Annotated in this window: 1 protein-coding gene; it reads right to left on the reverse strand. The window is 65.7% G+C overall.

Features of this window, described 5'->3' with window-relative positions:
- Positions 1-370: hypothetical protein (locus J4E58_RS31810; protein ID WP_207255376.1), on the reverse strand; the 370-nt coding region annotated here is incomplete at both ends.

Here is a 370-nt window from a genome sequence, read left to right on the forward strand (position 1 = left end):
CGCTGGCTGGTCGCCTTGGCCGAGCAGGTTACCGGCCGGGTCATGGGTGAAGCTTTCCGGGGTGGCGCCGCGGACGTTGACCAGCCGATCCAGCGGGTCATAGTGATAACGCAGGTTGCCCTTGCGGCTGTCGTCGATGCCGGCGAGGTTGCCGTTGGTGTCGTAGGCATAGGCACGGCGGTATAGGTTTTGGTGCTGGCCCTGTCGTTGCTGGCTAACGCTGTGGGCTTGCAGGCGGCCTTGTTCGTCGTACTGGTACTGGCTGAGCAGCAGGCCCTGTTGGCGCTGCTGTTCGCGGCCGGCGTTGAACTGGTGGCTGGTCAGGCGCGAACCGTTGAGGTCGATGCTGCTGAGCTGGCCGCCGGGTGCG

Origin of the sequence: Pseudomonas sp. FW305-25 (assembly GCF_017351415.1) — a bacterium.
GTDB lineage: Bacteria > Pseudomonadota > Gammaproteobacteria > Pseudomonadales > Pseudomonadaceae > Aquipseudomonas > Aquipseudomonas chlororaphis.